The 24,063-nt window shown below is 72.1% G+C and carries 20 protein-coding genes; 10 read left to right on the plus strand and 10 right to left on the minus strand.

Annotation, left to right across the window (positions count from 1 at the left end; translation table 11 throughout):
• Window positions 1–68: 68 nt before the first annotated feature.
• Genes ABGB10_RS00095 through ABGB10_RS00105 form a run of 3 tightly spaced genes read left to right on the plus strand, consistent with a single transcriptional unit; the run spans window position 69 to window position 2,690 of the window.
• Entirely contained in the window at window positions 69–1,142 is a 1,074-nt protein-coding gene (locus ABGB10_RS00095; protein WP_347658730.1) for a LacI family DNA-binding transcriptional regulator, read from the plus strand.
• Window positions 1,139–2,158, plus strand: a complete 1,020-nt coding sequence (locus tag ABGB10_RS00100; RefSeq protein ID WP_347658731.1) for an aminoglycoside phosphotransferase family protein — start codon at window positions 1,139–1,141, stop codon at window positions 2,156–2,158. Before ABGB10_RS00095 ends, ABGB10_RS00100 begins: the two co-directional genes overlap by 4 nt.
• A gap of 46 nt (window positions 2,159–2,204) precedes the next feature.
• Window positions 2,205–2,690: a GNAT family N-acetyltransferase gene (locus tag ABGB10_RS00105; protein ID WP_347658732.1), complete on the plus strand. Its 486-nt coding sequence runs from the start codon at window positions 2,205–2,207 to the stop codon at window positions 2,688–2,690.
• Between the two features lie 167 nt (window positions 2,691–2,857).
• Here ABGB10_RS00105 and ABGB10_RS00110 read toward each other — a convergent pair whose 3' ends face one another.
• Window positions 2,858–4,159, minus strand: a complete 1,302-nt coding sequence (locus ABGB10_RS00110; RefSeq protein WP_347658733.1) for an MFS transporter — start codon at window positions 4,157–4,159, stop codon at window positions 2,858–2,860.
• 113 nt (window positions 4,160–4,272) lie between these two features.
• Window positions 4,273–5,172: a LysR substrate-binding domain-containing protein gene (locus tag ABGB10_RS00115; RefSeq protein WP_347659216.1), complete on the minus strand. Its 900-nt coding sequence runs from the start codon at window positions 5,170–5,172 to the stop codon at window positions 4,273–4,275.
• Between the two features lie 154 nt (window positions 5,173–5,326).
• Between ABGB10_RS00115 and ABGB10_RS00120 the strand changes: the two genes are divergently transcribed.
• Complete coding sequence (locus ABGB10_RS00120; protein ID WP_347658734.1) at window positions 5,327–6,265, plus strand: SDR family NAD(P)-dependent oxidoreductase; 939 nt, start codon at window positions 5,327–5,329, stop codon at window positions 6,263–6,265.
• 87 nt (window positions 6,266–6,352) lie between these two features.
• Here the strand turns inward: ABGB10_RS00120 and ABGB10_RS00125 are convergent, their stop codons facing one another.
• Window positions 6,353–6,913: an NAD(P)H-dependent oxidoreductase gene (locus ABGB10_RS00125; RefSeq protein WP_347658735.1), complete on the minus strand. Its 561-nt coding sequence runs from the start codon at window positions 6,911–6,913 to the stop codon at window positions 6,353–6,355.
• Window positions 6,914–7,050: 137 nt separating this feature from the next.
• Between ABGB10_RS00125 and ABGB10_RS00130 the strand changes: the two genes are divergently transcribed.
• Window positions 7,051–7,524, plus strand: coding sequence for a MarR family transcriptional regulator (locus ABGB10_RS00130; RefSeq protein ID WP_347658736.1), 474 nt, complete (start codon window positions 7,051–7,053; stop codon window positions 7,522–7,524).
• Between the two features lie 12 nt (window positions 7,525–7,536).
• On the opposite strand, the gene ABGB10_RS00135 is transcribed toward ABGB10_RS00130, so the two are convergent.
• The 6 genes from ABGB10_RS00135 to ABGB10_RS00160 all read right to left on the minus strand — a co-directional run bounded on the left by ABGB10_RS00135 (window position 7,537) and on the right by ABGB10_RS00160 (window position 14,511).
• The gene (locus ABGB10_RS00135) at window positions 7,537–8,037 is read right to left on the minus strand and encodes an anthrone oxygenase family protein (RefSeq protein WP_347658737.1); all 501 of its coding nucleotides are present in this window, start codon (window positions 8,035–8,037) and stop codon (window positions 7,537–7,539) included.
• Window positions 8,038–8,086: 49 nt separating this feature from the next.
• Window positions 8,087–9,826 (minus strand): IucA/IucC family siderophore biosynthesis protein, encoded by a 1,740-nt coding sequence (locus ABGB10_RS00140; protein ID WP_347659217.1) that lies wholly within the window; start codon window positions 9,824–9,826, stop codon window positions 8,087–8,089.
• A 101-nt stretch (window positions 9,827–9,927) separates the two neighbouring features.
• Window positions 9,928–10,551, minus strand: coding sequence for a GNAT family N-acetyltransferase (locus ABGB10_RS00145; RefSeq protein WP_347658738.1), 624 nt, complete (start codon window positions 10,549–10,551; stop codon window positions 9,928–9,930).
• On the minus strand, window positions 10,548–11,825 hold the full coding sequence (locus tag ABGB10_RS00150) for a lysine N(6)-hydroxylase/L-ornithine N(5)-oxygenase family protein (RefSeq protein ID WP_347659218.1): 1,278 nt from the start codon (window positions 11,823–11,825) through the stop codon (window positions 10,548–10,550). Before ABGB10_RS00150 ends, ABGB10_RS00145 begins: the two co-directional genes overlap by 4 nt.
• Before the next feature lie 35 nt (window positions 11,826–11,860).
• Window positions 11,861–13,399, minus strand: a complete 1,539-nt coding sequence (locus ABGB10_RS00155) for an aspartate aminotransferase family protein (RefSeq protein ID WP_347658739.1) — start codon at window positions 13,397–13,399, stop codon at window positions 11,861–11,863.
• Window positions 13,400–13,479: 80 nt separating this feature from the next.
• Window positions 13,480–14,511, minus strand: coding sequence for an ABC transporter substrate-binding protein (locus tag ABGB10_RS00160; protein ID WP_347658740.1), 1,032 nt, complete (start codon window positions 14,509–14,511; stop codon window positions 13,480–13,482).
• 182 nt (window positions 14,512–14,693) lie between these two features.
• Between ABGB10_RS00160 and ABGB10_RS00165 the strand changes: the two genes are divergently transcribed.
• From ABGB10_RS00165 to ABGB10_RS00185, 5 genes are read left to right on the plus strand one after another with little or no spacing between them, the layout of a single operon-like run.
• Window positions 14,694–15,698 (plus strand): iron chelate uptake ABC transporter family permease subunit, encoded by a 1,005-nt coding sequence (locus ABGB10_RS00165; RefSeq protein WP_347659219.1) that lies wholly within the window; start codon window positions 14,694–14,696, stop codon window positions 15,696–15,698.
• A complete protein-coding gene (locus tag ABGB10_RS00170) occupies window positions 15,695–16,753 on the plus strand; it encodes an iron chelate uptake ABC transporter family permease subunit (protein WP_347658741.1) in 1,059 nt (352 codons plus the stop codon). The genes ABGB10_RS00165 and ABGB10_RS00170 overlap by 4 nt, the downstream gene beginning before the upstream one ends.
• A gap of 29 nt (window positions 16,754–16,782) precedes the next feature.
• Complete coding sequence (locus tag ABGB10_RS00175; protein ID WP_347658742.1) at window positions 16,783–17,595, plus strand: ABC transporter ATP-binding protein; 813 nt, start codon at window positions 16,783–16,785, stop codon at window positions 17,593–17,595.
• Complete coding sequence (locus ABGB10_RS00180; RefSeq protein ID WP_347658743.1) at window positions 17,592–19,646, plus strand: penicillin acylase family protein; 2,055 nt, start codon at window positions 17,592–17,594, stop codon at window positions 19,644–19,646. The genes ABGB10_RS00175 and ABGB10_RS00180 overlap by 4 nt, the downstream gene beginning before the upstream one ends.
• A complete protein-coding gene (locus ABGB10_RS00185) occupies window positions 19,636–20,193 on the plus strand; it encodes a GNAT family N-acetyltransferase (protein WP_347658744.1) in 558 nt (185 codons plus the stop codon). The genes ABGB10_RS00180 and ABGB10_RS00185 overlap by 11 nt, the downstream gene beginning before the upstream one ends.
• A 62-nt stretch (window positions 20,194–20,255) precedes the next feature.
• Here the strand turns inward: ABGB10_RS00185 and ABGB10_RS00190 are convergent, their stop codons facing one another.
• A complete protein-coding gene (locus ABGB10_RS00190) occupies window positions 20,256–23,969 on the minus strand; it encodes a S8 family serine peptidase (protein WP_347658745.1) in 3,714 nt (1,237 codons plus the stop codon).
• Window positions 23,970–24,063: the final 94 nt, after the last annotated feature.

Here is a 24,063-nt window from a genome sequence, read left to right on the forward strand (position 1 = left end):
CTTTCTCTGCGGTACCGTGACGCTAGCCGGCACGACGAAACGCCGTCAACAGATCGAGGGGGCGGGCCATGGCGACCCTGTCCGATGTGGCGCGCCGCGCGGGCGTCTCACCCGCCACCGCCTCCCGTGTCATCAACGGCAGCAGCAAGCCGGTCACCGACGAGCTGCGCGAGCGGGTGCTCGCCGCCGTCGCCGAGTTGCAGTACGTGCCGAACGCGCACGCCCAACTGCTGGCCCGCTCGCATCGCAGCGCGGTGGGCGTGATCGTGCACGACGTCTCCGACCCGTACTTCGCCGAGATCACCCGTGGCCTGCAACGTGTCGCCACCGACCAGGGCCGGTTGCTGATGATCTGCAACAGCTACCGGGACCCGGACCGTGAGTTGGAGTACGTGGAACTGCTGCGCGGCCACCAGGTGGCGGCGTTGATCCTGGCCGGCTCCGGCTACCACGACGAGGCGTTCACCCGGCAGCTCAACGAGAAGCTCGCCGCGTACGAGGCCACCGGCGGGCGGGTCGCGGTGATCGGCCGGCACGAGCACTCCGGCGACGCGGTGATGCCGGACAACCGGGCCGGCGGCTACCTGGCCGGACGGGAGCTGTGCGGGTTGGGGCACCGGGCGATCGGCGTCGTCGCCGGCCCGCGGATCCTGACCACCACGACCGACCGGCTGGCCGGCCTCCGCCAGGCCCTCACCGAGCAGGGCCGCGAGCTGCCGGAACGGCGCATCCGGTACGCGGAGTTCGACCGGGACGGTGGCGCGGAGGCGACCGCCCGACTGCTCGACGCGGACCCGGAGCTGACCGCGATCGTGGCGCTGAACGACTCGATGGCCATCGGTGCTCTCGCCACCCTGCGGGCGCGAGGGCTGGCCGTGCCGCAGCAGACCTCCGTGGTCGGTTTCGACGACATGCCGATCGCCCGGGACGTGACCCCGGCGCTGACCACCGTGCGACTGCCACTCGTCGACATGGGAGCGCGCGCGATGTCCCTGGTGCTGGACGCCGGGGCGCCGGCGCCCCGGATCGAGGTGCTCCCCGCCGAGCTGGTCCGCCGCGACACCGCCGGGCCCGTCCCACCTTCCGTGCGCGCCACCGCCGGGTCGACGCCGCGCGCACGGCGGGGAGAGGCGACGATGTGACCGCGGTCGGCCCGACCCAACGGGGCATCACCAGCGCCGACGTGCAGCATCTGGTCGGCGCGTCGTTCGGGCCACACACCCGGGTCCGGGACACCGGCCCACTGACCGGGGGCGGATACGCGACGGTCTGGTGGGCGTTGCTCGACGACGACCGTCGGGTGGTGCTGAAGCTGGCCCCACCGGCCGGGACGCCGCTGCTGCGCTACGAGCGCGGGCTCTGCGTGGCCGAGGCCGACTATTTCCAGCTCGTCGCCGAGCATGCGCCTCAGGTGCCGGTGCCCACGGTGCTGCATCACGGCACCGACCCGGCGTACGGCGAGTGGTTGGTCACCACGATGCTGCCCGGCCGGTCACTGTCCGACCTGGCCGAGGCCGGTGTCGCGGTCGACGACGGCCCGGCCCGCCACGACCTCGGCTCGGCCCTCGCCGTGTTGCACCGGGTCACCGGCGACCGGTTCGGCTACGACGGCGACCGGCCGGCCGGGACGACCTGGAGGGCCGCGTTCACGGCGATGCTCGACGCGCTGCTCGCCGATGCGTCCGACTGGAACGTCCGGCTGCCGATCCCGCCGGAGCGCCTGCACGCGCTTGTGGATCGGCACGCCGAGGTGCTGGACGAGGTGCGTCGCCCGGCGCTGCTGCACTTCGACTGCTGGGACGGCAACGTGCTGGCCGCGCCCGACCCGGACGGCCGGCTGCGGCTGCGTGGTCTGGTGGACGGCGAGCGGTTCCTCTACGGCGATCCGCTGCTGGACCTGGTCTCGCCACTGCTCTTCCGACGCGTCGAGGACGAGCCGGAGCACCCGTTGTTGCGCGGCTACCGGGCCGCCGCCGCCGAGCCGCTGGTGCTGGACGCCGCGGCGCGCCGCCGGTTGGGTCTGTACCGGCTGCACCTGTACCTGCTGATGACTGTGGAGATGCCCAGCCGTGGCATGACTGTTCGCAGCCACCCGGGGCGGCACGCCCGACTGGCGGGTCTGCTCGACGAGGAGATCGCGGCGCTCGGCACCGGCTGAACGAATTCCGTTGCCCCGGTGCCGGGCCGCCCCTAGCGTGCTCTCCGTGCGGATTCGGGAGTTCGAAGCGGCGGACTGGTCGCAGGTGTGGCCGATCATCCGGGAGGTGATCCAGGCACAGGAGACCTTCACCTACGACCCGGCGATGACCGCCGCGCAGTCGTACGCCATCTGGGTCGAGGCGGCGCCGGGTCGGACGGTCGTCGCGGTGGACGGCGAGCGGGTGCTCGGCACCGCGAAAATGGGCGCCAACAAGCCCGGGCCGGGCGCGCACGTTTCCACCGCGAGTTTCATGGTCGCCGCCGACGCCCGCGGCCGGGGCGTCGGCACCGCGCTGTGCCGCGACGCCCTGGCCTGGGCCCGCAAGCAGGGGTACGCGGGCATGCAGTTCAACGCCGTCGCGGAGAGCAACCGGTCGGCGGTGGAGCTGTACCAGCGGGAGGGCTTCGCGGTGATCGGCACGGTGCCGGGCGCGTTCCGTCACCCCGCCCTCGGCCGGCTCGGCCTGCACGTCATGTACCAGGAGTTCTGACCGACGGCCCGGTCGCGTTCCGGCCGGGGCGATCTCGCGCACGCTGGTTCGCGGCGGGCGGATGCCGTGTGTTGTTGGATGCCTGTCGAGCTGCCCCATATCTGGGGCAGCTCGACAGGCACGGCGGAACATGCGGGCGGGAGGCCCCGGCCAGGTGCGACGCCAACTCAGACCGTCGACGGATGGCCCGCCGGTGGCTCACCAACCTGGTTCACCAGGGCCGAAGCAGGCGGACCAGGCGGCTCCGCGCCGGCGCGGCGGATCGGGGTGAAGAGGCCGCCGACCGCGACCAGCAGGCATCCCGTGCCCGCCACGATGGTGACCACTGCCACGCCGTACCGGGCGGCAGCCCAGGTCAGCACGACTGCGCCAGCCGGACCGAGCGCGTAGTGCGTGCTCCAGAACGCCGACGTGACCCGGCCGAGCAGATGATCGGGGGTGATCTCCTGGCGTAGCGACATCGAACAGATGCCGCCGACGCTGAGACAGCACAGGTACACCGCCGTCAGCGCGGTGACCGCCGGCACGCTCGTCGCGATGCCGACGCCCGCCACCGCGAAACCACAGACGGCGTGCGCGCCGATCCAGGTCGCGCCGAATCCACGTCGTCGGCGCAGCGGGGCCACCAGCAGCGCACCGGCGACCGTGCCCAGCGCCGCCAGACCGAGGACCGTGCCGACGGTGCCCTCGGAGCCGCCGAGGTCATGTGTGACGTGGTAGATCAGCACGTCGACGAAGCCGTAGGTCAGGAAGATGAAGACCGACAACAGGACGGTCAGCGCCCGCAGGACGGGCTGTCCCCACAGGAATCGCGCCCCGGCCAGGAACTCGGCCAACGGGCGCTCCCGGGCCACCACCACGGCGTCGACCTGAGCGGGTCGCAGCCGGATCAGCCACAGTCCGGCGGCGGAGAGCGCGAAGCTCGCCGCGTTGACGGCGACGGCGGTCGCCGGGCCGAAGCGGGCCGCCACCACACCGGCGAGCAGCGGCCCGAGGACGGCCGCCGCCGCGTACGTCGCCTGCAACCGGCCGTTGGCCTCGGTGATCCGATCCCGGTCGACGAGGTTGCGGACGGCGGTCACCGCGGCGACCTGGAACACCATGCCGGCCGCCTCGCAGATCGGCAGCACGACGAAGAGCAGCCACACCTGCGGGCCGGCGAGCCACGCCAGGGGCACCAGGCCGTAGAGCACCAACCGGGTCAGGTCCGCCACGATCATCAGCGTGCGGCGGTCGTACCTGTCGACCAGCACCCCACCGAAGACCCCGGCGGCGACTGACGCCGCACCCGCGACGGCGGTGAGGAGCCCCATCTGCGCCACCGACCCGGTCGCCTGGAGCACCAGCAGCGGCACCGCCAGGTAGGCGAACGAGTCGCCGGCCGCCGAGAGCGACTGCGCGACCCAGTACGTGCCGAAGGTGCGGTCCCTCCACAAGGGAGCCCGACCAGCGGCGGCAGATCGGCTCATCGCGCCAACGGTAGTGGACGCGGCCGTCCGACTGCTGTCCCCGGACGTCACGTTGTCAACTGTCGGTGGCGGTAGGGGCCCCGTGCGGCACGGCTCCCTCGACCGCCTCGCCGTCAGCCGGTGCTGGTGAGGTCGGTCGTCGCCGCGACGTCCGTGACCACGTCCAGGAGCCGGTGCAGCGCCGGCGCGCTGTTACCCGACAACCACACCATCTCGGTGTGCGCGTAGGCGCCGGCCAGCGGGACGAACACCACGCCGGTGCGGCGAAGACTGGCCGCCGAGCAGGCCAGCCGGGTGACGCCGAGTCCGGCGGCGACCAGGCCGAGGAGGCTCTGCACGCTGGCCTCCTCCTGAACGATGTTCGGTACGAAGCCCGCTTCCCGGAACTGGTCCTCGTAGGCACGGTGCCAGGGCTCCCAGGAGCTGCGTGGCGTCATGACCCACGGTTCGTTCGCCAGGTCGGCGAGCGTCAACTCGGCGCAACCGGCGAGCGGATGGCCCTCGGGCAGCACCGCGCAGACCTGTTCGGTCGTCAGTCTCCTGGACTCCAGGCCGGGAACGAGCGGAGTCCGGGTGAAGGCGACGTCGAACTGCCCGCCGAGGACGCCCTGGACCAGGGGCGCGATGCTGGTGGACTCGGTGGCCAGATGCAGGTCGGGGAGGTGGTGGCGGACCGCGCGGACAACCGGGGGCAGGAGGTGGTTGGCGACGGTGGTCAGGAAGGCGAGCCGGAGGGTGCCGACCTCGCCCCGCAGGGCCCGTCCCACGAAGGCTACGGCCTCCTCGGCGCGGTCCGTCACGGCGCGCGCCTCGGGCACGAACAGGGCGCCGACGTCGGTGAGGGTGGTGCCGCGGCTGTCGCGGTCGAACAGCTTCACCCCGAGACCGCGTTCCAGGGCGGTGATCTGCTGTGACAGCGACTGCTGGGCGATCATCAGGCGGGCGGCGGCTCGGGTGAAGCTCAGTTCCTCCGCGAGTACCAGGAAGTACCGCAGTTGTCGTAGCTCAGGCATGGCCACAGGAACAGACTGTAGCTACGCCAGGGAGAGCGTGTTGGCCGTCTGCGCAGACCTCCGCGCACGATCGTTCCGGAGGGCGGTGCCGACCGTACGCCGGTACGGCAAGCCGCCACGGCCACGTGAGGACACCAACCAGAGGAAGTCGATCATGTCCGAAACACGCGTCACCACGCCGTTCAACGCCCGGTCCACCGCCGCCGACGTCGTGGCCGGTGTCGACCTGACCGGGCGGCGCGCCATCGTCACCGGCGCCTCGTCGGGCATCGGGGTGCAGACCGCCCGGGCGCTCGCCGCGGCGGGAGCCGAGGTGACCCTGGCGGTACGGGACGTACGGGCCGGAGAACGGACCGCGCAGGAGATCGGCGTCGGGACCGCGAACCGGCTGATCCGGGTCACACCGTTGGATTTGTCCGACCAGCGCTCGGTCGCCGCGTTCGTCGCCGGCTGGGACGGCCCCCTGCACATCCTGGTCAACAACGCCGGGGTGTCGGCGACCCCCGAGATGCGCACGGCCGAGGGTTGGGAGTTGCAGTTCGCCAGCAACCACCTCGGTCACTTCGCACTCGCCAACGGGCTGCACCGGGCACTCGCCGGGGCCGGTCGGGCCCGCGTCGTGTCGCTGAGTTCCATCGCGCACGTTCAGGCCCCGGTGGTCTTCGAGGACGTCAACTTCCGGGAACGCCCCTATGACCGTCTCCTCGCCTACGGCGAGTCGAAGACCGCCACCGCACTGTTCGCGGTCGAGGCGAACAGGCGCTGGGCCGGCGACGGCATCAGCGTCAACGTGGCCAACCCAGGCGCTGTCGCCACCAACCTGGGACGCCACCTCACCGAGGAGGACTACGCGCAGCTTCCGGCGTTCGACTTCAAGACCCCGGAGCAGGGAGCCGCCACCTCCGTACTCCTCGCCGCCGGGCCGCAGCTGGAGGGCATCGGCGGGCGGTACTTCGAGGACTGCGAGCAGGCGGTGCGTCACACCCCGGAGACGCCGTTGCGCGGCGTCGCCGACCACGCGATCGACCCCGCGGCGGCGGCGCGACTGTGGCAGCTCTCGCTGGATCTGCTCGCCGACGCACGTCCGGCCTGACCGAGCGTGCGGGGTCGGCCGACACATGAGCGAACGGGAACGGCCGCGGGAGGAATCCCGCGGCCGTTCCCGTTCAACGCGAAGCGGTCAGCCCTTGCGCAGCGGAGCGAGCGCGGCGCTCCAGGCGACCACCTGGTCGAGCGTGGTGGTCAGCGAGTCCTGGTGGAACTGGTTGGGCTTGAAGACGCTGAAGTTCTCGAAGTCGGCGAAGAGCGACAGCGCGACCTGCGAGCGCACGTCGGCCATCTGCAGCTCACCGGCGATCAGACGCAGGTGCTCCACGGCGCGGGTGCCGCCGACCGAGCCGTAGCTGACGAAGCCGACGGCCTTGTTGTTCCACTCGGCGTAGAGGAAGTCGATCGCGTTCTTCAGGGCGCCCGAGGTGGAGTGGTTGTACTCGGGGGTGACGATGACGAAGCCGTCGTAGGAGGCGATCGTCTCGGCCCACCGCTTGGTGTGCGCCTGGGTGTACTGGCCCATCGAGGGCGGGTACGCCTCGTCGAGGTGCGGCAGCTGGTAGTCGAGCAGGTCGATCAGCTCGTACTCCGCGTCGGAGCGCTGCTTGGCGATCTCGAGCACCCAGCGGGCGACGGCTTCCCCGTTACGCCCCGGGCGGGTGCTTCCGAGGATGATCCCGATCCTGGTCATGTGTGGCGCCTTTCAGAGGTCCTTGCCTGACGGCGAGAACGCTAACTGGTCCTTGATTGGTCAAGCAAATACTCCGCCTATGGCCGTGGTCACACGGAGGGTAACCATTTGCTCAGTCAAACAAGTATGATATGAGGATGTCCAACCCCTCCGCAGAGACTCTGCAACCCCTCACCCCTGACGAGGAGGCCTTGGTCCGCGCCCTGGGCCAGGTGATGTACGTGCTGCCCCGCACGATCGACGCGGACATGGTCGGTGACCGTCAGCTACCACTCACCGAGTACACCGCCCTGATGAACCTGTCCGAGGCACCGGACCGGCGGCTGCGCATGCACGAGCTCGCCGCGCTCTGCTACCTCTCGCTCAGCGGCATGACCCGCACGATCATCCGGTTGGAGACGCAGGGCCTGGTCAAGCGGGAACGGTGCGAGGAGGACGCCCGGGGCTGGAACGCCGTCCTCACCGACGCCGGCTTCGCCCGCCTGGAAGAGTCCTGGCCCAGCCACCTGGCCGCCGTACGCCGCCGGTTCCTCCAGCACTTCGAGGGGCACGATCTGGCCCGGTTGGCCCGCGCGTTCCGGCAGGCCGGCGCGGCGGAGACGACCGACTGAGCCGCGACCGGCTCAACCGGACTGCCGTCCCGCCACCACCAGGGCCCAGGCCAGCAGCCCGAACGCGCCGGTCGACGCGACGGCCCGGACCATGTTGCCGCGTACCCAGGTGGCCTCGAAGCGCTCCCGCAGGGCCGCGAGGTCGGTGACCCGGTCGGCGTCGCCGGCACGGGCCAGCACGTTGTTGAGCGGCACGTTGACCACCGCGGTGACGCCGAGCACCGCCAGGTAGGCCAGCAGCGCGGCGACGATCCACGGCAGCGCCGCCCGGCGGTCGGATCCCAGGTGCAGCGCCGCCGCCAGCAGCGTGAACAGCAGCGCGCCACCGAAGCAGACCGCGAACCACCCGTTGAGAATGGACTCGTTGATCCGTTGCATGGCGAGCACCAACGTCCGGTCGTCGGCGCGGCCCAGCCCCGGCATGACCGCGTACCCGAAGGCTGCGAACAGCCCCGCGGTCAGGCCGGTGGTCAGGGTGGCGGCAAGCAGGCTCACGATACTCAGCAATCCCATAGGCCCCATTGCACCCGCTGGCACCTCTCCTGACCAGACCCGACCACGGTCACCGGGCCGGAGCGTGGGCAGCGAGGGGGTTGGTGAGGGTGCCGACGAACTGGAGAGCCGCCGACGGGTCGGCCAGGTCGATCATCTGCTGGTTGTCGCGCAGCTGGAGCCGGTTGAGGCAGGACAGCGTGAACTCCGGTGCGAACAGGTCGTAGTGGCGGACCCGCTCGGCCAGGTGCGGCACCCGGTCGAAGTAGTCGGCGGCGCAGGCCGCGACCGTACGCCAGAGGTCGTCCTCGGTGATGACGCCGGCCTCGACCAGGACCGCGTTGAGGTGACGCAGGAAGCAGTCCACCACGTCGGTGAAGATGGTCAGCAGCTTGGTGTCGTCGGGCACCTCGACCCGGATCCGCTCGACCGCCTCCGGCAGCTCGACGTCGGCGCTCATCACCGCGATCTCCTCGGCGATGTCCTTGAAGATCACCCGCTCGACGGTGTCGTGCTCGTCGAGGACGAGGATGACGTTCTCGCCGTGCGGCATGAACGCCAGGTCATGGGCGTAGAAGCTGTGCAGCAACGGGGTGAGGTAGGCGTCCAGGTAGCGGCGCAGCCACACCTCGGGCGCCAACCCGGACCGGGCGATCAGCGCCGCCGCCAGCGACCCGCCGTCGCTGTCCACGTGCAGCAGCGCGGCCATGGTGGACAGTCGACGCCCCGGCGCCAGGTCGGGCACCGGGCTCTCCCGCCACAGGGCGGCCAACATCTTGCGGTACGGGGAGGTGCGGTCGGTCGCCGCCTCGTACTGCCGATGCCGGTAACCGACCGCGGCCCGCTCGCGGATCACGGTCAGACCGGTGCCGGTCAGCACCTCGTCGCCCGCGATCAGGTCGGCCAGCCAGTCGTTGATCGCCGGGGTCGCCGCCATGTACGCGGCGGACAACCCGCGCATGAAGCCCATGTTCAGCACTGACAGCGCGGTCTTCACGTAGTGCCGGCTCGGCTCGCTGACGTTGAAGAAGGTACGGATGGACTGCTGCGCGAGGTACACGTCCGGCCCGGGGCCGAGGTGCACCAGCCGGCGCTCTGCCAGCTCCCCGGCGAAGGTGACCGCCAGTTTGTTCCACCACTGCCACGGGTGCGCCGGGATCAGGTGGTAGTCGGCGAGATCCAGCCCGAGATCGGCCATCGTGGCCGCGAACCGGGCCCGGGTCCGCGCGTCCAGCTCGCCCTCGATGAGCCGGTCGTAGTCGAGGTCGGCGGCGCTGCTGAACGTCGAGTGGTCCCGGTGCGCGGCCAGCCACTCGAGCCGGACCGGGGCGGCGGCCTCGGGGGCGTAGCTGTGGTACTCGTCGACGCCGAAGCCGAGACGACCGTTGTTGGCCACGAAACAGGGGTGGCCCTCGGTCATCGACGTCTCGATGGTCTGGAAGTCGGCCTCGGCCAGCTCGGCGGCGTTCGGCGCGGGCTGTGCCAGCTTGTACGCGGTGCCGGCCAGCGTCGAGGTGATCTCCTCCAGGTAGACCGGGAGCACCCGCGCGGAGAGCCCGAGGGTGGTGCGCAACTCGACGATGAGGTCCACCGCGTCGGGTGGCAGCGGCGTGCCGTCGCGGTGCCGGGTGATGCTGTCCGCGTCGATCTGCCAGTGCTCCAGGGCGAGCACCCGCGCGGCGAACCGGTAGCTGACCGTGCCGTCGTCGCTGCGGACCTCGTACCACTGTCGGTCGTCGGGGCCGGACACGGGCTCCGGGGTGAGCAGTCGTTCGTGGGTGAACTCGGCGAGCGCCTTGCGGACCAGCAAGCGGTTGGCCCGGGCCCAGCGTTCGGGGGTGAGGTGGCCGACCGGGCTGCCGGCGGCGTGCCCGGTGGTGGCGGACGTCGGGGTGGGGACGGCGGTGGTGGTCACGCCGGGGCTCCTTCGGTTCGGGTGGTGGCGGCGCGGTCGGTGGCGGCGCGATCCGCTGCGGCGCGGTCGGTGGCGGCCTCGAACTGGGTTCGGCTGCAGACGCTGAGCAGGGCGTCCTTCTCCGGCTTGGCGATCGGGCCGACGACCTCGAAGCCGACGGCCGCGTTCAACGCGTGCACGGCGGTGTTGCGGACGTCCGGTTCGACCACCACCCGCCGGGTCGGCGGGTCGGCGAAGAGCCACGCCATGACGGTGCCGAGCACCGCCCGGGTGAAGCCGTGCACCGGGGCGTCGACCGGCGCGCAGAGGAAGTGCATGCCCACGTCACCGGGTTGGTGGTCGTACAGGCCGACCAGCTCGACGTGGGCCGGGTCGTAGCGCTCGGCGAGGAAGGCGGGACTCCCCCGCCACAGCCCGAGGTACGCGTCGTGGTGCGGGTGCGCGGCGATCCGCCGGTACTCCTCGGTCACCTGGGCCAGGTCGGCGTCCTGCATCAGCCAGAACGCCGCCTTCGGGTGGGTCACCCACGGGTGCAGCACCGCGGCGTCGGCGTCCGGATCGAGCGTGCGCAGGGCGAACTCACCGAGCCGGTCGTCGACGTGGGCGAAGACGACGGTCACGACGGCACCCCGAACTCCTGGAAGGTGATGCTCTTCTCGATCGGGTAGTGCTCCCGGCCGAGCAGCTCACGGATGATCCAGGAGTTGCGGTAGGGGCCCATGCCCAGGTCCGGTGAGGTGATGCTGTGCGTGTGGGTGCCCGCGTTCTGCAGGAAGATGCCCCGCCCGCTGTGGTCGATGCTGTAGTTGCGGGCCACGTCGAAGCGGCCGTGCGCGTCCCAGCGGATCCGCTCGCGCACCGGGTCGAGGAACTCCGGCACCCGGTAGTGGTAGCCGGTGGCGAGGACGAGGCCCTCGGTCCGCAGGGTGAAGCCGCGCTCCTGCTCCACCTGACGCAACCCCAGGGTGTACGCCCCGTCCTGGTAGCCGGCACCGACCAGCTCGGTGTTGGTGAGCAGGCGGGTGTTGACCGGCCCGTCGACGCTGTGCGCGTACAGCAGGTCGAAGATGTCGTTGATCAGGTCGGAGTTGATCCCCTTGAACAGGCTCTTCTGCTCGGACTCCAGCCGGTAGCGGGTCTCCTCCGGCAGTGCGTGGAAGTAGTCCACGTAGTCCGGTGAGGTCATCTCCAGCGTCAGCTTGGTGTATTCGAGTGGGAAGAACCGTGGCGAACGGGTCACCCAGTTGAGCTGGTAGCCGTACCGGTCGATGTCGCCGAGCAGGTCGTGGTAGATCTCGGCGGCGCTCTGCCCACTGCCCACGACGGTGATACTGCGCTTGGTGCGCAGCGCCGTCCGGTGCTCCAGATAACGGGAGTTGTGCACGGCGTCGCCGGGCAGCGCGGCGACGGCGTCGGGCAGGTACGGCGGGGTGCCGGTGCCGAGCACCAGGTGTCGGGCCCGGTACTCCACGGTCTCCCCCGCGCCGGTGCTGGCTCGCACCACGTACCGCTCGTCGGCGGGGTCGAACTCCACGGTGGTCACCGTCTGACCGAAGCGCAGGTTCGGCAGTTTGGCCGCCGCCCACCGGCAGTACGCGTCGTACTCGCTTCGCAGCGGGTAGAAGCTCTCCCGGATGTAGAACGGGTAGAGCCGGCCGATCTCCTTGAGGTAGTTGAGGAAGGAGTACGGCGACGTCGGGTCGGCGAGGCTGACCAGGTCGGCGATGAACGGGGTCTGCAACCGGGCCGACTCCAGCAGCATGCCGGGGTGCCAGGCGAGACTCGGGCGAGCCTCCAGGAACACGCCGTCCAGGTCGTCGATCGGCGCGGTGAGGCAGGCCAGGCCCAGGTTGTACGGGCCCAGCCCGATGGCGACGAAGTCGTGGGTGGACATGCTGGTCTCCAGGCGCGGGTTCGTGTTCATCGGCGTCAGCCGACCTGGCAGGTCAGGTCGGCTGCCGTGTGCTCGTGCACGTACCGGCCGGCGTGGTGGGCGATCAGTTCGAGCACGTGGTCGACGTCGTCGACGGTGGTCGCCGGGTTGAGCAGGGTGAACTTCAGGAAGTGGTGGCCGTCCACCCGGGTGCCGGCGACCACGGCGAGGCCGGACGCCGCGAGAGCCTCGCGGGCGTACAGGTTGGCCGCGTCGGCCAGCTCCCGGCCGGGGCCGGTGGGCAGGTAGCGGAAGACCACAGTGCTCAGTTCGGAGCGGGTCACCACCTCGAAGCAGGGGTCCTCGCTGACCAACTGCCAGGCGTCGGCGGCCCGGTCGACCACCTCGTCGAAGAGCGCGCCGAGCGCGTCCGGACCCATCACCCGCAGGGTCAGCCAGAGCTTCAACGCGTCGAAGCGGCGGGTGGTCTGCAGGCTCTTGTCGACCTGGTTGGGGATGCGCTGCTCCACCATCCGGGCCGGGTTGAGGTAGTCGGCGTGGTACGTGGCGTGCCGCAGTGCCCGCCGGTCGCGGACGAGCAGCGCGCTGGAGCTGACCGGCTGGAAGAACGACTTGTGGAAGTCGACGGTGACCGAGTCGGCGCGCTCGATGCCGTCGAGCAGGTGCCGGCGCGTCGGCGAGACGAGCAGACCGCAGCCGTACGCGGCGTCCACGTGCAGCCACACGTCAGTCGCCGCGCAGATCGCGGCAAGTTCCGTCAACGGGTCGATGGAGCCGAAGTCGGTGGTGCCGGCGGTGGCGACGACGGCCATCACGACCAGTCCGGCCTCCCGGCACCGGGCGATCTCGGCGCGGACGGCGGCTGACCGGATCCGTCGACGGGTGTCGGTGGGGACCGCGATCACCGCGTCCGGGGCGAGCCCCAGCAGCTTGGCCGATTTCTGCACGCTGAAGTGCCCGGCCGCGGAGGTGAGCACCCGCAGCCGGGGCAGCAGCTCGGCGCGGGCCGCCGGGCCGACGGCGTCGACGCACGCCTCCTCGCGGGCCAGCAGCAGCGCCTGGAGGTTGGACTGGCTGCCGCCGCTGGTGAAGACACCGTCGGCGCCGGTGCCGAGGCCGATCCGCTCGGCCGTCCAGTTGATCAGTCGCCGCTCGATCAGGGTCGCCCCGGCGCTCTGGTCCCAGGTGTCCAGTGACGAGTTCACGGCGGTGAGCACCGCCTCGCCGAGCAGCGCCGGGATGGCCACCGGGCAGTTGAGGTGGGCGAGGTAGCGGGGGTGGTGGAACCAGACCGCGTCGCGCAGGTACACGTCCTCCAACTCGTCCAGCGCGGCCCGGGCATCGCCCAACGGTCGGTCCAGGTCCACCCGGTCGACCAGGGGTGCCAACTCGGCCGGGGTGATCCCGGTGACGGGACGATCGACGGTGGCCACCCGGCGGGCGACCCGGTCGACGCCGTCGGCGATCGTCCGCCGGTACTGCTCGACCGAACCGTCGTGCAACAGGTGGGCCCGCGCGACGGCGGGCGTCGGTGACGGCGCGGTGGTCTCGACGGGGTACGTCGGCACGGTCACGGGATGTCCTTCCACGTTCTCGACGAGGGCAGCGAAGACCCACCCGGGGCGCGGCGGTGCGCCCCGGGGTGCTGGGTCTCTCAGCTGACCTTCTTCGCGTTCCGGATGGCGGTGGCGAGGTTCTCCAGCAGTGGCGCGGAGCCGGCGTACGAGAAGCGGGGCACCGCGTCCCACGGCGTCACCTGGTTGGCCTTGACCGCCGGCAGTTGCTGCCAGGTCGGCTTGGCGGTGAGGTCCTTGGGTTGCAGGGCGGTGCTGCGGTTGTCCAGCAGGATCAGGTCGGCCGGGAACTTGGCGGTGTTCTCCCAGCTCAGTGCCTCGAAGTAGTCGCCGGCTTCGAGCTTGGTGGGGACCACGATGTCGACGCCCAGCTCGGCGAAGTACATCAGGTCGGTGCTGACCTTCGGGTTGGAGACGTAGAAGAGGTCGGGGCTGCCGGAGCAGGCCATCACCTTGATGCCGGGGTTGGCCTTGACCGCCTGCCGGACCGCCTCGGCGGCGGCGTCGAAGCGGGCCTTCGCGTCGGTGACCTTCTTCGCGGACAGGTCCGCGCCGAGCGACTCGGCCAGCGCGGCGTAGCGCTCGATCGGCTTGGTCATCGGCACCCGGGCGGTGGTGATCGCCACGCTGGGCGCGAGCGGAAGGATCTTGGCCTTGCTCTCGTCCGGCACGTACCAGAGCGCGTCCGGGTCGTACATGTGGGTGACCAGCAGTTCGGGACGCAGCGCCGCGTACTTCTCCAGGCTGAACTCGCCCCACACGTTGCCGAGGATCTCGACGGCCTCGATGTCGAGGTCGCCGGCCTGCGGGTCGGCGGTGCCGTCCGCCCGCTTGGTCTCACCGAACACGCCCACGACCTGCTTGTCGAGACCGAAATCGATCAGGGCTGCCGCCACGCCGGTGAAGGCCACCACGCGGGTCGGCCGGGCCTTCGCCTCGACCTTCGTGGCCCGGTCGTCGGTGAACGACCAGGGGCCACTTCCGTTGCCGGCGGCGGGCTTCGCGGTGTCGTCCTTGCCGCAGGCGGCGAGCAGGGTGGCCAACGTGGCGGCGCCACCGGCGGCCAGCAGGCCACGGCGGGAGAGACGACGTGCGGACAGGGCATCGGGCATGGTGTTGTCTTTCGATCAAGGGTTTGGCCGGACTCGACCGGGGCAGCGGGGTTAGGTTAGCCTAACCTCGGTCATTGTCAACAGCGGTTCGTCGCGCCACCACCACTCCGGAGCCCACACTGGACGCCACACCCACCGTCACCAGGCCGACACCACACGTGCCGGACCGGGGCCCGGCCGTCATGCCGGCTCGGCGCGGCCGCCAGGCGGTCCGCGCCGCCGGCCTGATCGCCGCCGTGACACTGCTCGGAGTGATCGTGGTGCTCAGCATCGCGGTCGGGGCGAAGGCCATGCCGCTCACCGACGTCTGGTCCGGCCTGCTGCACCGCGACGCCACCGAGTACGCGGTGGTGCACCGGATGCGCCTGCCGCGTACCCTCCTCGGGCTGCTCGCCGGCGCCGCGCTCGGCGTGGCCGGCGCGGTCATGCAGGCCCTCACCCGCAACCCCCTGGCCGACCCCGGGCTGCTCGGCATCAACGCCGGGGCGTCCGCGGCCGTCGCCACCGCCGCCGCCTTCCTGGGCGTCACCGCCGTCGGCGGGTACGTCTGGTTCGCGCTGGTCGGCGCGGCGGTCGTGACCGCGCTCGTCTACGCCGTCGGCGGCGGACGTGGCGCCACCCCGGCCCGCCTCGCGTTGGCCGGTGCGGCGCTCAACGCCACCCTCTACTCCTACGTGAGCGCGGTGATGCTGCTGGACACCGCCTCGCTGGACCGGCTGCGGTTCTGGACGGTCGGCTCGCTGGCCAGCGCGGACACCGCGACCGTGCAGCGGGTGCTGCCGTTCATCCTGGTCGGGCTGCTGGTCGCGCTCGGCGCCGCTCGCCCGCTGAACGCGCTGGCGCTCGGCGACGACGCGGCGCGAGCCCTGGGCGCCCGCCCCGCGCTGATCCGCGCCGCCGTGATCGTGGCGGTCACGCTTCTCTGCGGCGCGGCGACCGCCGCCTGCGGACCGATCGTCTTCGTCGGGCTGCTGGTGCCGCACCTGGTCCGCGCCCTGACCGGCCCGGACCTGCGGTGGTTGCTGCCGTACTGCGCGGTGCTCGCGCCCGCGCTGCTGCTCGGCGCCGACGTGCTCGGTCGGGTGCTGGGTCGGCCGGGAGAGCTCCAGGTCGGCATGGTGACCGCCGTGCTGGGCGGCCCGCTCTTCCTGTGGCTGGTCACCCGTGCGAAGGTGGCCCACCCGTGAGCGAGCGGACCAGCAGACTCCACACCGCGACAGTCCTCCGTACCCCCGGCGGGTTGTCGCTGCGGTTCCGTCCCCGTGCGCTGGCCGTCGGCGTCGGCGCGGCACTGCTCGCGATCGGGCTCGGCCTGGTCGCCCTGGGCAGCGGTGACTATCCGATGGGCCCGACCGACGTGCTACGCACGCTCGTCGGCGGTGGCACCCCGGCGGAGCAGTTCATCGTGCACGAGCTGCGGCTGCCCCGACTGGTCACCGCCCTACTGGTCGGCGCGGCGCTGTCGCTGGCCGGCACGGTGTTCCAGTCGCTGGTCCGCAACCCGCTGGGCAGCCCGGACATCCTCGGCTTCACCCAGGGCGCGTCGGCCGGCGCGCTGGTGGTGGTCGTCCTCGGCGGCAGCAGCCTCGCCCTCGCGGGCGCGGCGGTCGTCGGTGGGCTCGGCACCGGCCTGGTGATCTACGCGCTCGCCTGGCGACGCGGAGTGCACGGCTACCGGCTCATCCTGGTCGGCATCGGCATCGCCGCGATCCTGACCGGAGTCAACGGCTACCTGCTGACCCGGGCGCCCCTGATGGACGCCGCCCGGGCGGTGCTCTGGCTCACCGGCAGCCTGGACGGGCGGGGCTGGGACAACGCCGGCCCGCTGCTCGCCGTCCTGGTCGTGGTGACGCCGCTCGTCCTCGTCGTCTGCGGCCCGGCGCTGCGGATGATGGAGCTGGGTGACGACACGGCCAGCGCCCTCGGCGTGCCGGTGCGCCGGCTGCGCCTGGTGCTGCTCGCGGCGGCGGTGCCGCTGGTCTCGTTCGCGGCGGCCGCCGCCGGACCGGTGTCCTTCGTGGCGCTGGTCGCCCCACACGTGACGAAACGGCTGACCCGGGCGCCCGGCCCGAACCTGCTGCCGTCGATGGCCGTCGGAGCGGCGCTGCTGGTCGGCGCCGACCTGCTCGCCCAACGCGCGTTTCCCGGGCACCAGCTTCCGGTCGGCGTGGTGACCGGAGTGATCGGCGGCGGCTACCTGGTCTGGCTGCTCGCGATGGAACGCCGGGCGGGTCGGCTGTGAACACCCGCGACGCCCTCGAAGGAGCACCCATGCATCCCGGCACCTCCCGGCTCGGCGGCACCGCGCTGACCCTCGCCTACGACCAGCGCACCATCGCCGAGAACCTGACCGTCGCGGTGCCCGACAACTCGTTCACCGTGATCATCGGTCCGAACGCGTGCGGCAAGTCGACCCTGCTCCGCGCGCTGTCCCGGATGCTGCGTCCGAGCGTCGGCGCCGTGCTGCTCGACGGGCGCGACATCCACGACCAGCCGGCCCGCAAGGTCGCCCGCACGCTCGGCCTGCTCCCCCAGTCGTCGATCGCACCGGACGGGATCACCGCCGCCGAGTTGGTGGCCCGGGGCCGCTACCCCCACCAGGGGCTGTTGCGGCAGTGGTCGCGCGAGGACGAGCGGGTGGTCGAGGAGTCGATGGCCGCGACCGGGGTCGACGACCTCGCCGACCGGCCGGTGGACGAACTCTCCGGCGGGCAACGGCAGCGGGTCTGGATCGCCATGGCGCTGGCCCAGCAGACCCCGCTGCTGCTGCTCGACGAGCCGACCACGTACCTCGACATCGCCCACCAGATCGAGATCCTGGATCTGTGCGCCCGACTGCACGAGGAGCAGGGACGCACCCTGGTCGCGGTGCTGCACGACCTGAACCACGCGGCCCGCTACGCCACCCATCTGATCGCCATGCGCGACGGCCGCGTGGTGGCCGCCGGAGAGCCGGCGTCGGTGGTCACCGCCGACCTGGTGGCGGAAGTGTTCGGGCTGCCCTGCCGGGTCATCGACGACCCGGAGACCGGCACCCCGCTGGTCGTCCCCGCCGCCCGCCGCCGCGCTGTCGAGCCCGCGTGAGCGCCCGGCGTTTCCGCGACAGGTGGGGCGTGCCGCACCTGCGTGCCGACGACCCCCTCGCGCTGGTGGCGGAGCAGGGTCGGGTGACCGCGTACGACCGGGCCTGGCAGATCGAGGTGGAACGACACCGGTCCCAGGGCACCAGCGCGGCGTTCCTCGGCGTCGACGCGCTCGACTGGGACCGGTTCGCCCGGCGGGTACGACTCGACGACACCGCACGCCGCTGCCACGCCGCGCTCGACCCGGCGACCGCCGAGTGGGTGGGCGCGTACGTCGCCGGGGTCAACGACGGCCTCGCCGCCGGGGCGGCCCGCGCCCCGGAGTTCGCCGCCACCGGGTTGAGCCCGGGTCGGTGGGAGGCGTGGACGCCGCTGGCGGTCTGGCTCGGCCATCACATCCTGTTCGCCGGGTTCCCGAGCAAGCTCTGGCGGGAACACGTGGCGCAGCGGCTCGGCCCGGACCTGGTCGAGGCGTTCGCCACCGACGGACCCGCCGTCGCCGGCAGCAACGGGTGGCTGCTCGCCGCCGAGCGCACCGGCACCGGGGCAGCGTTGCTCGCCGGCGACCCGCACCGGTTCCTGGAGGATCCGGGCGTCTACCAGCAGATCCGGTTGGCCTGCCCGGAGTACGACGTGGTCGGGCTGGCGGTGCCCGGTGTGCCGGGCATCGCGCACTTCGGGCACACCGGTGCGGTGGCCTGGGCGATCACCAACGCGATGGCCGACTACCAGGACCTGTACGCCGAGCGGCTGCGCCGGAAGGACCGGCAGGTGCAGGCTCTCGGCCCGGACGGTTGGCGATCCGTGCACTGCCACCTGGAGACGATCGAGGTGGCCGGGGCCGACCCGGTCGAGGTCGAGGTGATGGAGACCGACCGGGGTCCGGTGATCGTCGGTGGGCCCGGCGACGAGACGGCGATCAGCCTTCGCTACCCGCCCCGGGTCCGCGCCGAGCTGGGTTTCGCGGCGCTGCCGGAGCTGCTGCGCGCCCGTACCGTGGCCGACGTGGACCATGCGCTGCGGCACTGGGTGGAGCCGGTCAACGTGGTGCAGGCGGCGGACACCGCCGGTGGGCTGCTGCACCGGGTCGCCGGGGCGGTTCCGGTACGGCATCCGGGCAACGGCCTGCGAGTCGTTCCCGCATGGGCCGACGCGCACACCTGGCAGGGGTGGTACGCGCCGATGCCCCGCGCCGACGTGGTCGGTCGGGCGGTGATGGCCAACGAGCGCGGCCTGGCGACGCCACTGGGGGTGGAGTTCTCCCCGCCGCACCGGGCGCACCGCATCGCCGAACTGCTCGACGCCGGCCGGGGCTGGACGGCCGACGAGATGGCCGGCGTGCACACCGACACGTACCTGGGCTCGGCCGGGCCGCTGCTGACGGTGCTGGCCGAGTCGAACGGGCTCAGTCCCCGGGCCGCCGCGCTGCGCGACCGGCTGCTGCGCTGGGACCGGCGGATGGCCGCCGACAGCGCCGACGCGGCCACGTTCGCCACCCTGCGGGCGGCTGTCGTACGCCGGATCGCCGCCCACCCGGCGCTGGCCGAGCTGGCCGAACCGCCCGCGTACCCCGAGGTGTTCGCGCCCTGGTTGGCGCTGACGCCGCGCGTCGGTTACGCACTGGAGCACCTGCTCGACGGGAGTCCGCTGCCCGGCGTGGACCCGGCCGCGGTGGTACGCGCGGCGGCCGAGGAGGTCGCCGAAGCGGCGGCCGGGCAGGTGCGCTGGGGGGACCTGCACCGGCTGGCGGCCTGGCGGGCGCTGCCCGACCCGGACGCCGGGCCCGGCCCCCGACTCGACGGCGACCACGACTGTGTGCTGGCCACCTCGAGCGTGCCCGGAGTCACCCACTGGTGCTTCCGAGGGCCGGCGGCGCGTTTCGTCTGGGATCTGGCGCGGCGCGAGGACAGCCGCTGGGTGGTCCCGCTGGGCGCGTGCGGAGTGCCCGACGACCCCCACCACGACGACCAGGGCCCAGCCTGGTTGGCGGGCGAGCTGCTACCGATCACCACCGACTGGGACCGACTCGTCGAGGAGCCGGATGAGCACTGAACGGCACCACTACCGCAGCGAGGTCGACGGATTCGGGACGGTCACCATCCGCCCGGTGCGGCCGGACGACGACGTCGACCTGCTACACGGTTGGGTCACCCAGGACCGGGCCCGCTTCTGGGGGATGCGGGAGGCGAGTCGTGAACGGGTGCACGAGATCTACGCGTACCTGGACTCGCTGACCACCCACCACGCGTACCTTGTGCACCGCGACGGCGTGCCGGCCGCGTTGGCGCAGACCTACCAGCCCGAGGCCGATCCGGTCGGCGAGTGCTACGACGTACGCCCCGGTGACGTCGGCGTCCACCTGCTCGTCGGGCCACCGGTGGCGGTCGAACGGGGGTTCACCGGCGCGTTGTTCGGCACGATCCTCGACTTCGTCCTCGCCGACCCGGGCCGGCTGCGGGTCGTCATCGAGCCGGACGCCCGCAACGACCGGGCCATCAAGCGGTTCCTGCGTACCGGGTTCCGGCCCGGCCCGTTGATCGACCTGCCGGAGAAACGCGCCCGTCTGCTCTTCCTCGACCGGCCGACGACCACCCGCTGAGAGGACGGATCGGCCGTCGGCCGGGCTGCGTGGGGCACCCCGGCCGACGGCCGCCTGTGGCGTCAGCGAAGGCCGAACGCCCGCGTGATGCTCTGGTTCACGGTGTTGCCGGCAGCGTCCCGCGCGGTGGTCCGCAGGCTGACGAAGGTGGCCTTCGCCGGCGCGGCCAACGCGGTACGCCAACCGTCGCCGTGCCGGGTCAGGCGCTGCTTCGTCCAGGTCGCCCCGTCGTCGTAGGACACCTCGACGGTCACCGCACCGACGGTGCCCGAGACGTCGGGCAGGTGCGACGCGACCACGGTCAGCGGCGCCCGTCGCGACGCGGTGCCGTTGCGGTCGATGTCCACCTGGTAGTCCAGCTGGATCATCGGCAGCACCTCCGCCGACTCCTCGCCCGTGGCCGCCGAGCTGAAGCCCCACTCGGTGCGGGTCTGCCGGGAGTACGGGTTGGTCCAGGCGGCCCGGTCGTTCTCCACCACCAGCCGGTACGGCAGTCGCTGGGCAGGCAGAGCGGACACCTGGAGGTACTCGGCGTTGCCCCAGTCCAGCTCCTTGTCCCCCTGGTAGAGGGTGGTCCGGTTGACCATGTCGAAGTTGGCGTACGCCTCACCGATGTGGCCACCACCGTCGCCCCAGCCGGGCGCGGGCAGGTAGACGGTGTCCAGGTACCGGACCGGCACGTAGTTTCCACCCATCCGGGGTCGCTGGATCGGCCCGAACCAGGTGACGCTGCTCGGCTTGGCGGCCGGGTAGGTGGTCACCCCCGACATGTGCTGACCGGTCTCGCCGGCGATGAACGCGTCGTCGATCCACCGCTGGTCGGCGCTCACCCAGTCGGTCCGCCGGCCCTGCGCCGGGGCGGGCTCCTGGTTGCTCGACGCCCAGCCGCGCCAGATGTCGGTGCGGAACTCCAGCGCCTTGCCCTGCCGGTAGTTGCGGAACTCCACGTCGACCCGGGCCAGGTCCCGCTTGGTGGGCCGGTAGGTGGGGTCGGCCGGCACCGCGCCGGTCCAGTGGTGCGCCACGTCGTACAGGTAGCTGGTCTCCGGGTGCGACTCGACGGTCAGCCGCACCGCGCCGCGCTCCAGGGCGGCGATGAGCTGGTCGCCCTCGTCGGCGGTGAGGGTGGCGACGGTCACCGGGGCGGGGCTCTCCGGGCTCCACGCGAACTCGTCCCACGGCTGGAGCCGCCCGACGCCGTCGTTGACCACCAGCAGCAGCTTGGCTCCGGCCGCCGCGGCGGCCTGCGCCTGGGTGGCGATGTCCACGGTGTCACTGCGCCGGACCACCACCGCCCGGTCCCGGACCGGTCGTTTCGCCAGCCCGGCCGCCGACGTGTCGGCGACGTAGACCGCGTCCAGCTGGCGACGACCGGCCGGCATCGCCGGGGTCGCACGCTTCACCAGCAGATCGTCGTACGAGCGACCGCCGGCCGAGACGGTCAACGCCGGCTGTTCCAACCGCCACCGGGCACCGAACTCGAACTCGCCGTCGGTGACCTTACGGCCCGTCGGCAACGCCCACATGCTGTCGTACGAGTCGTCGGGCAGCACCTGACTCTCGGTGAGACCGTTCTTCGTGGACCTGTGGATGTCCATCCGCAGCGCGCTGGCGGTGGCCTCCTGCGGCACGATGGCCCGCACCTGTCGGGCGGCGCGCGCGTCCAGGGTGACGGTGCGGTCCCGGTCCAGGGTGACGTCGGTGAAGCTGAGCATCGCCATGCCCTTGGAGCGCGGGCCGTTCACGCCGCGCACGTCGGCGGAGATCCAGCCGGACCAGGTGGCCACCGGCAGTCGCAGGGTGGCGGTGCCGCTCTCGGGAAGGTCCACGGCGGTGAACAGAGTGTCGGCGGTAAGGATGACCTTGCCGACGAGGGGCTTGCCGTCGCGGTCCTTCGCGACCAGCGTCAGGTTCTGCCGCTGGCCCTCCTTGCCCGCCCCGATCAGGGTGCGGCCACGGACCGCACCGGTGTCGTCGGTGGCGACGATCATGCCGCTGACCTGCTTCTCCACCGGCAGCTTGTCGTACGCTGCGGTCACCGTCACGGCGGCGGTGCCGCCCGCGGGCACGGTGACCGTGTCGGCGGAGAGGGCGAAGAGGCCAGCCGGTGCGGTGGCCGCGTCGACAGCCAGCTTCAGGGTGACCGGCGCGCTGCCGACGTTGGTGTAGGTGACCTTCCGGTCCACGGTCATGCCCGGCTGCTGCGGCCATGCCTGGAAGCCGGAGTAGGCGCTCGGGGTGGCGAAGACCGTGGCGTGCGCGGCAGCGACCGCGTCCACCCGGCCGGCACCCGCCTGGTACGGGGTGTACCCGGGAGTGGCCTTGACCGTGCTGACCAGCGCTTCCTTGATCCGCTGACCGGTCCAGTCGGGGTGCGCGGCGGCGACCAGCGCGGCGGTGCCGGCCACGTGCGGGGTGGCCATCGACGTGCCGCTCATCAGCGTGTAGTCGCCGGAGCCGCCCCGCACGAAGTGGGATCGGGCCGCCAGGATGTCCACGCCCGGGGCGGTGATCTCGGGCTTGAGCCCGCCGTCGCCCGCGCGCGGGCCCTGGCTGGAGAAGTCGGCCAGGTGGTCGGTGGAGTCGACGGCGCCCACGGTGAGCGCCGAGTCGGCGGCGCCGGGGCTGCCGATGGTGGCCGGGCCACTGTTGCCGGCCGCGATCACGAAGAGCGCGCCGGTCTCGGCGCTGAGCCGGTCGACGGCCTGGCTCATCGGGTCGCTGCCGTCGGTGGCCTCACCACCGAGGCTCATGCTGACCACCCGGGCCTTCTGCTCGCGGGCGGCCCACTCCATGCCGGCGATGATCCAGGAGTCCTGCCCGCTGCCCTCGCTGTTGAGCACCTTGCCGATGTGCAGTCGGGCGCCAGGGGCGACGCCCTTCTCGACACCGCCGGAGGCCGCGCCGGTGCCGGCGATCGTCGAGGCGACGTGCGTGCCGTGGCCCTTGTAGTCGAGGATGTCGGGCTCCTCGGGCACGAAGCTGCTGGACTCGGCGATCTGGCCGGCGAGGTCCGGGTGTTCGGCGTCCGCACCGGAGTCGAGCACCGCGACGTCGACACCGGCGGCGGTGTTGCCCTCGGCCCACAGCTTCGGCGCGCCGATCTGCGCGGTGGACTCGGCCAGGTCCGCGTGCACCCGGCCGTCCAGCCACACCTTGGCGATTCCGTTGGCCAGGACCGGGGCGTCGCCCGTACGCCGGTTCGAACCGGCGGTCAGCGCGGTCCAGAACCGGTCGGCGGTGGAGCGCTCGCGGGTCAGCGCCGCGCCCTGCACGCTGTCCAACGGTCGGACCAGCTTGGCGCCGTCCACGGTGGGGCGGGTGCGGGCGCGGGCCGCCGCGTCGGTCATCGTGACGATCAGCGGTAGCGCATCGGTGTGCGCGTCGTCGTACCCGTCGGCGATGAGCTCGGTGACGTTGAACAGTTGCCGGTCCAGCACGCCGCTCGTGACGTAGGACAGCGCCGTGTCCGGGTAGACGTAGGTGTCGCCGTCGAGCACGGTGCGGTGGAAACTCGGCGTGCTGCCGTCCGGCCGGCGCACGGTCGAGACGGTGCTGCCGTCCGCGCCGGTGGTGACCGTGACCGTGTCACCGGTGATCAGGGTGACGGTCGACGCGCGTCCGGCGGCGGCGGGCGGAATCCCGGTCGGGCGATCAGGGCTGGTGGGCGGGGCGGCGGACGCCCCCGCGGCGGGTGGGGTGAACCCGGCCGCCAGGGTGAGGGCGGCGCCGAGGGCGATCAGCCCGGTTCGGCGGCGCCGGTGAGACAGAGCCAAGATGACCTCTTTGTGTCGAGAAGTGGTACGCAGCACAGCATCGATGCCACGCCCGCCTCTCGTCCCCCACCGCAGCCCGACGCGTTTACGCCAT

The sequence above is a fragment of the Micromonospora sp. B9E7 genome (genome assembly GCF_039871815.1).
GTDB lineage: Bacteria > Actinomycetota > Actinomycetes > Mycobacteriales > Micromonosporaceae > Micromonospora.